Genomic DNA, 7,661 nt, shown 5'->3' on the forward strand with positions numbered 1-7,661 from the left:
CCACTTAATCGAGGGTGGCATGCCCGAAGAGCGCGTGGTGCATATCCCCAACTTTGCCGACGAAACACCGGTGGCGCCTTTGCCCCGCGATAGCTTTGATACCCCTGCCGATGTCCCGCTGTTGCTGGCGGCCGGCCGGCTTCATGTCAACAAGGGCTTTGATACCTTGTTGCAGGCGCTGGTCGCGGTGCCCGAGGCCCATCTCTGGCTGGCCGGCAGTGGCCCGGAAGAGCAGGCGCTGAAAACTCTGTGTAGCGAACTTGGGCTGGACCGGCGTGTGCGGTTTTTGGGCTGGCGCAATGATGTTACCGCGCTGATGCGCAGTGTCGATGCCTTTGTTTGCCCCTCTCGTCACGAGGGTTTGGGCTCGATTGTGATGGAGTCTTTTGCTCACCACTGTCCGATTATTGCCACGCGTTCGCAGGGCCCCGGTGAAGTGATCGAACATGAATATTCAGGCTTGCTCACTGATATTGATGACGTTGGCCAGCTGGCTGAGGCGATAAGCGCAACTCTGGACGATGGCGGTTTGCGTCAACGCATGGTCGACAACGCTGCTGGGGTTTACGCCAGCACATATAGCCGGCAAGTGATTGTCGATGCCTACCTGGATTTTTATCGACGCATCGCCGAGAGCCGTTAGTGGGAGGCCGTTATGAGTGATCATTTGGCGCGAATCAATATTGCAATTTGCAGCTGTCAGCGGCCGTTTTTATTAGAGAAGGCGCTGTCGAGTCTCGCGGCGATGCGGCGGCCGGCTAACAGCGAAGTACTTGTCAGCATTATTGATAACGATCCCGAGCAGTCTGCGTTGCCGGTATACGAGGATTGGCGGGCTAAGTTTCCTGTGGCATTGCACTATGCTGCTGAGCCGCGTCGCGGCATACCCGTTGCGCGCAATCGCGCCATTGCCGAGGCGCATCAACACAATGCCGATTATCTGGTGTTTATTGATGATGACGAGTGGGTAGAGCCCGAGTGGCTCTGTGAGTTAGTTGGTTACGCGCAGCAGTTGGGTGGCAAGGCGGTTGTGCATGGCGCGGTGGTCCCCGAGTTGCCGGCGGCTGCTCCCGCTTACATGGCGGAAATATTTTTTGAAAAAGGCCGTCCGACGGGAACAGAATTGGGCAGCTGTGCGACCAATAATGTCTTGATACCCATCTATCTCACCCGCGAACTAGGGCTTCGTTTTGATGAAAGCCGGCCTCTGGCAGGTGGTACCGATACGTTGTTTTTCTGCGCCGTCGCTGAAAAAGGTGTAAAAATCGTCGAATGTGCCGAGGCTAAAGTGCATGAGGGAATCCCAATGTCACGGCTGACGAGTCGCTGGCTGGCAAAGCGCAAATACCGTGCGGGCATTACCTTGGCGTGGCGCAAGCGAGAGGCGGGGCGCTCAGCAGTAAGTTTGCTGCTGTCATCGCTTGTCCAGCTGATTGTATACAGCATTGTCGCGCTGCTTAGCCGTATGCTGATGCGCAATGTGTCTTACTATAAGGCACTGATGAAAATGTGTCGCAGCGCCGGTGTGTTGAGCGGCTTGTTGGGTGCAAGGACAGATAGCTACACAAATATTGAGGGTCACTGAATGCCTCGGGTACAGACAATATGAAAATTCTAGTTACTGGTGGGGCGGGCTTTATCGGCTCTGCCGTGGTGCGCCATATTATGTCCTGTACCGATCATTCGGTCGTGAACGTTGACAAGCTGACCTATGCCGGCAATCTAGAATCCCTTGCGGGCATCAGCCAGGGGCAGCGCTATCAATTTGAGCAGGTCGATATTTGTGACCGCCCGGCCCTCGATCGTATTTTTGCGCAGCAGCGGCCCGATGCCATTATGCACCTGGCTGCGGAAAGCCATGTTGATCGGTCCATAGATGGCCCCGCTGCCTTTATTGAGACCAATATCGTCGGCACCTATACGCTATTGGAGTCTGCGCGACAGTATTGGCTTGGGCTTGATGAAGAGCGCCGAGAGCGTTTTCGTTTTCATCACGTGTCTACCGACGAGGTGTATGGTGATCTCGACGGCCCCAATGCGCTGTTTGTTGAAGATACGGCCTATGCGCCCAGCTCACCTTACTCTGCTAGCAAGGCGAGTTCCGATCACTTAGTGCGCGCTTGGGGGCGAACCTATGGCTTGCCGACATTGCTTACTAATTGTTCCAATAATTACGGTCCTTATCATTTCCCGGAAAAATTAATACCGCTGGTTATCCTTAATGCCTTGGAGGGCAAGCCGCTGCCTATCTATGGCAAAGGTGATCAAGTCCGTGACTGGCTCTACGTGGAGGATCACGCGCGAGCCTTGCTCACTGTTCTCGAGAAAGGGAGGGTGGGTGAAACCTACAATATTGGTGGCCACAATGAGAAGCAGAACCTCGATGTTGTGCAATACATTTGCGACCTTCTCGACCAGCGGCGGCCGCAGCGGCCCGGTGGGTTGGCTAGTTACCGCGAGCTGATTCAGTTTGTTGCCGATCGTCCGGGGCACGACCGGCGTTACGCAATTGATGCCGGTAAAATTCAGCGCGACTTAGGCTGGTTGCCGGAGGAGAGCTTTGAAAGTGGCATTGCTAAAACGGTGGATTGGTATTTAGAAAACACCCAGTGGTGCCACAACGTTCAAAACGGCAGTTATCAGCGCCAGCGCCTAGGCGTTGGCGGTCGGGAGGCAACATGAAAGGTATCGTCTTAGCCGGGGGAAGTGGCTCGCGCCTACACCCTATAACTAAAGGGGTGTCTAAGCAGCTGTTGCCCGTTTACGACAAGCCAATGATTTACTACCCGCTGTCAGTGCTTATGCTGGCGGGTATTCGCGACATACTGATTATTACTACGCCAGAGGATCAGGCTTCCTTTCAGCGACTGCTGGGTGACGGGGCCGACTTTGGCGTGCAGTTGAGCTATGCGGTACAAGAGCGCCCAGAAGGGTTGGCGCAGGCGTTTATTATTGGTGAGCAATTTATCGCCGGGGACAGTGTTTGCCTCGTGCTGGGTGACAATATCTTCTACGGTCAGGGTTTTCGTCCCATGCTTGAGGCCGCTGCGGCGAAGACTTCCGGTGCAACGGTGTTCGGATACCAGGTTAAAGACCCCCAGCGTTTTGGTGTGGTGGAGTTCGATGAGCAGCGTCGCGCGCTGTCAATAGAGGAAAAGCCCGCTAAGCCGAAAAGCCATTTTGCCGTGACTGGCCTGTACTTTTACGACAATCAGGTGGTCGATATTGCCAAGCAAATACAGCCCTCTGAGCGAGGCGAGCTAGAGATCACTTGTATTAACAACGCCTATTTAGAAAAGGGGGCGTTAAGCGTCGAATTACTGGGGCGGGGATTTGCCTGGTTGGATACCGGTACGCACGACAGCTTGTTGGCCGCAGCGCATTTTGTGGAAACGATCGAGTCTCGGCAAGGTTATAAAATAGCCTGTCTAGAAGAGATCGCGTATTTTCGTGGCTGGTTGACGAAGCAGGATATTGAACGACTTGGCCGGGCTTTAGGTAAGAGTGGCTACGGTGATTATCTGTTGTCTTTGTTGGCTGAGTAATGGATTCGACGATGCATAGGCCGCCTTTTCTCCACTGCATGAATGCCCAGAAGTTTACGGAGCCGTTTATTGACTTTGTTGAAAAGCATTTCGATGAGACTGAGCACCGCTTTATTATTCGCGAAGATGAAAAATTTGCGATTCGCGCGCGCGCTAATGTTGTGCTCGTACCCCAAAATATCGGCCGTCTAGCGCTATTTATTTTGTATTTTCGCGAGTTTAAAGCGGCGGATAAAGTTTTTCTGCACGGTTTGTTTGCCAAGGATATGGTGAAAATTCTGGCACTACAATTTTGGGTGCTGCCCAAATGTTACTGGGTGATGTGGGGTGCCGATTTATATCATTATGTTTTCCGTAAGCGCAGTATTCGCACTAATTTTTTCGAGCGTATCAGGGCGTTTGTAATCCGTCGTATGGGACACTTGGTTAGCTATATCGATGGTGATATTGCCTTGGCGCGCGAATGGTATGGGGCTACAGGTCAGGGACATCGCTGTTTTATGTATCCCAGCAACCTCTACCAGCCTTTGCCTGACGTCGGCGAGCCAGTGTCCAGTGATGAGATAGTGATTCTGCTGGGTAATTCTGCGGACCCCCGCAATGAACATTTAGATGCGCTGTCGCGGCTTGCCGCTTTCTCTCGGGAAAATATTCGCATCGTGGCACCGCTATCTTATGGGCGTAAGCGCTATGCGGACTCAGTGATTAAGGAAGGGCAGCGACTGTTTGGCGATAAATTCGAGGCCATTACGGGTTTTATGCCGTTTGCGGACTATGTGCGTTTGCTTGGTCGTGTGGATATTGCAGTATTTAACCACCGTCGCCAGCAGGCCATGGGGAATATAATTAGTCTGCTGGGTTTGGGGAAAAAAGTGTATATGCGCAGTGATATCACTCCTTGGGCACTGTTTGCTAAAGAGGAAATCAAAGTTTTTGATGTTGATACCTTGGACCTTAATCCCATCGCGCCGAAGATTGCTGAAAGTAACCGCAGTCGGATCGCTAGTGTGTTCTCTGAGGAGAGCTTGGTGATGCAATACCGGGAGCTTTTTGAATCATTATGAAAATAGGCTTTCACATTATTGGCAGCAAAGGCTTGCAGGCGCTACAGGCCTTTGTCGATGCATTTGGTGGGGGGGCGATCGCCTATGTCGTCGCGGCTCGCGATGGTGCGATCCAATATGATGCTTTTGATGATATAGCAAGTTACTGTAGTGATAGCGATATTTCATTTGTTGAGCGGGGCAAGGCATTGCCAGGTGGCCTGCCTCGGTGTGATGCAAAGTTTGCCATTGGCTGGCGCTGGTTGATTGACGACGCCGAAAACTTGGTGGTCTTTCATGATTCACCGCTGCCGCGATATCGTGGTTTTGCGCCCTTAGTGAATATGCTCGTCGATGGTTGTGGGGAAATTGCGGTTACTGCACTGCTGGCCTCGGCAGAGTATGACCGGGGAGACATTGTCGCTCAGGCGGCATTGCCGGTTGATTACCCACTAAAAATTTCCGAGGCCATAGATATGGCGGCCACACTCTATGCGAGGCTGGCAGTTGACGTTGGTTCCGCTATCCAGGCCGAGGGTACATTGAAAGGTGTGCCCCAGAATGATGGCGATGCCAGTTATAGTTTGTGGCGAGATGAGCTGGATTACCGCATAGATTTTTCTCGCTCGGCTGATGAGGTTTGCCGTTTTATCGATGCGGTTGGCTATCCCTATAATGGTGCTTCGGCCAGCGTTAATGGCAGTTTAGTGCGTGTATTGGATGCCGTTCCGGTGGCTGATGTTCGCGTTGAAAATCGTGCCGCCCATATCGGTAAAATAATTTTCTTTGAAGCGACGCTGCCAGTCATTGTATGTGGTTCGGGTTTGCTGAAGGTGACTGACCTTCGCGATAGCCAAGGCGAACCTATGCTGGGTAAGCTGAAGTTTCGCACACGATTTGAGGGCTGCTGATGACCGACTTTATTACTTTCAACCGCCCGCCGCTGACTGGCAACGAGCAGCAGTATGTGCTTCAAGCTATGGCTAGCGACAAAATTTCCGGTGATGGCTTCTTTGGCAAACGCTGCCAGCGCTGGTTCGAGAATCAGTTAAAAGTCGCGCGAACATTGCTGACGCCTTCATGTACACACGCTTTGGAAATGGCCGCGTTGTTAATTGATATTCAGCCTGGCGACGAAGTGATAATGCCGAGTTATACCTTTGTCAGTACGGCAAATGCTTTCGCGTTGCGTGGTGCGAAAATTGTGTTTGTCGATGTCCGTCCCGATACGATGAATATCGATGAGACGCTTATCGAGGCGGCGATTACTGATAAAACGCGGGCTATTGTGCCCGTGCATTACGCAGGCGTTGCCTGTGAAATGGATGCAATAATGGCGTTGGCCAGGCGCTACAACCTTTATGTTGTCGAAGACGCTGCACAGGCGATGCAAGCCACTTATCGTGGCAGAGCGGTCGGTACTCATGGCCATTTAGCGGCGTTTAGTTTTCACGAAACTAAGAATGTAACGAGCGGTGGTGAGGGGGGGCTGCTCATTATTAACGATGAGCAGTTTGCACAGCGTGCGGAGGTGATTCGCGAGAAGGGGACAAATCGGAGTCAATTTTTTCGCGGTGAAGTTGATAAATATTCATGGGTAGATATAGGCAGTAGCTATCTGCCCAGCGAGCTACAGTCGGCCTACCTTTGGGGGCAGTTAGAGCGCGCAGAATCCATTACGGCCAATCGCCTTGAAAGCTGGCAGCGTTACCACGACAGATTGGCGCCCCTAGCTGAACGTGGCGTCATTAGCTTGGCGACTATCCCGCCACACTGTGTTCATAATGCACATATGTTTTATTTGAAGGTGGCGAGTTTAGACGAGCGGGGACGTTTGTTAGCCCACCTGAAGGCGCGGGATATTCTAGCGGTATTTCACTATGTGCCCTTGCATTCGGCGTCGGTGGCAAGTCAGTACAGCCGTTTCGACGGTGTGGATAAGCATACTAGTGTTGAGAGCGAGCGTTTACTTCGTTTGCCACTCTATTACGGTATCGCTCACCGGGATATTGATCGAGTCTGCGAAGAGGTTATCGCATTCTTTTCCTGAGTCATATTTTTCGTATTGGCGAGCTTGTCTCGGTTAATCAGCCGCTCGCCTGGGGCTATAGGTTTAAGCTGATTCGAGGGTTCAAGGCAATGATATTGCTTGGTGTTTCATCAGCTTTTCCAGCCAAGCTAAAACCTCGGTTTTAAGCTGGGCATTGCCGCCGATACTGTCCGGAAAAATACTCTGCATGGCCAGCAGTGCGTCCACCGCCTGTTCGGCGCTGCCTTGCCACAACTGGGTGAGTTGTTCTTTTAAGGGATCTTGCAAGGTGTCGATCGACTCGCCGCGCAGGAATAACAGCCAGGCGGCAATGGCGAGACTGGCGTAGTGAATCGATGCATTGTGCGAGAGCTGCCACGCTATAATCGGGACCAGGCGCTGGGGGATCTTTTGTGAGCCGTCCATCGCAATCTGCGCGCAGCGGTGGTTCAGTGCGGTGTTTTCAAAACGCGTCAGCAGGGCTTGCTGATAGTCTTCAATAGAGAAGTCGCCGGGTAGGTTGAGGCTGGGCTGGGCTTCGTCGCGCATCAGGCCCTCGACGGCGCGGCGAATGTCTGGGTGGCACAATGCCTCGGCGACGGTTTCTCTGCCGGTCACACAGCCCAAGTAGGCGATCAGTGAGTGGCTGGCATTGAGGGTGCGCAACTTCAGCGCTTCAAAGGGGGCGACGTCGTCGACAAACTCGGCGCCAACCTTGTCCCAGGGCGGTACCGGTCCGGCGAAGTTTCTTTCGATAACCCACTGTGAAAACGTCTCGCTAAATACCGGCGCACTATCGTCAACGCCGAAGTCCGAGCGGAACTGCGCGCTTTGTTCGGCGGTGACCGCGGGCACAATGCGATCGACCATGGTGTTGGGGAAGCGGCAGTGCTGCTCGATCCACGCCGCCAGATCGGCATCCTGTTTGGCGCTGAACTGCAGCAGGGCCGCCTTGAGTTTGTGACCGTTGTCGCTGAGGTTGTCGCAGGACAGAAGCGTCAGGCCGGTCAGGCCTTGCTGGCGACGGCGCGCCAGGGCCGCGGA

Annotated in this window: 8 protein-coding genes; 7 read left to right on the forward strand and 1 reads right to left on the reverse strand. The window is 53.2% G+C overall.

Annotated elements, in window-relative coordinates; genetic code table 11:
* The 7 genes from ABYM29_RS13775 to rffA all read left to right on the forward strand — a co-directional run.
* Positions 1-643, forward strand: a 643-nt coding sequence (locus ABYM29_RS13775) for a glycosyltransferase family 4 protein (protein ID WP_372865355.1), incomplete at its 5' end; no start/stop codon positions are given.
* A 12-nt stretch (positions 644-655) separates the two neighbouring features.
* On the forward strand, positions 656-1,585 hold the full coding sequence (locus ABYM29_RS13780) for a glycosyltransferase family 2 protein (protein WP_372865357.1): 930 nt from the start codon (positions 656-658) through the stop codon (positions 1,583-1,585).
* A gap of 20 nt (positions 1,586-1,605) precedes the next feature.
* Positions 1,606-2,682 (forward strand): dTDP-glucose 4,6-dehydratase, encoded by a 1,077-nt coding sequence (gene rfbB, locus ABYM29_RS13785; protein ID WP_372865358.1) that lies wholly within the window; start codon positions 1,606-1,608, stop codon positions 2,680-2,682.
* Positions 2,679-3,545, forward strand: coding sequence for a glucose-1-phosphate thymidylyltransferase RfbA (rfbA, locus tag ABYM29_RS13790; RefSeq protein WP_372865359.1), 867 nt, complete (start codon positions 2,679-2,681; stop codon positions 3,543-3,545). The genes rfbB and rfbA overlap by 4 nt, the downstream gene beginning before the upstream one ends.
* Positions 3,545-4,609, forward strand: coding sequence for a TDP-N-acetylfucosamine:lipid II N-acetylfucosaminyltransferase (locus tag ABYM29_RS13795; protein WP_372865360.1), 1,065 nt, complete (start codon positions 3,545-3,547; stop codon positions 4,607-4,609). Before rfbA ends, ABYM29_RS13795 begins: the two co-directional genes overlap by 1 nt.
* A complete protein-coding gene (locus ABYM29_RS13800) occupies positions 4,606-5,499 on the forward strand; it encodes a formyltransferase family protein (RefSeq protein ID WP_372865361.1) in 894 nt (297 codons plus the stop codon). Before ABYM29_RS13795 ends, ABYM29_RS13800 begins: the two co-directional genes overlap by 4 nt.
* The gene (rffA, locus tag ABYM29_RS13805; RefSeq protein WP_372865362.1) at positions 5,499-6,638 is read left to right on the forward strand and encodes a dTDP-4-amino-4,6-dideoxygalactose transaminase; all 1,140 of its coding nucleotides are present in this window, start codon (positions 5,499-5,501) and stop codon (positions 6,636-6,638) included. The genes ABYM29_RS13800 and rffA overlap by 1 nt, the downstream gene beginning before the upstream one ends.
* A gap of 81 nt (positions 6,639-6,719) precedes the next feature.
* Here rffA and ABYM29_RS13810 read toward each other — a convergent pair.
* Positions 6,720-7,661 (reverse strand): mannitol dehydrogenase family protein (locus tag ABYM29_RS13810; RefSeq protein WP_372865363.1); only part of this gene is annotated, 942 nt, incomplete at its 5' end.

It is taken from the genome of Spongiibacter sp., assembly GCF_041602295.1.
Classification (GTDB): Bacteria; Pseudomonadota; Gammaproteobacteria; order Pseudomonadales; family Spongiibacteraceae; genus Spongiibacter.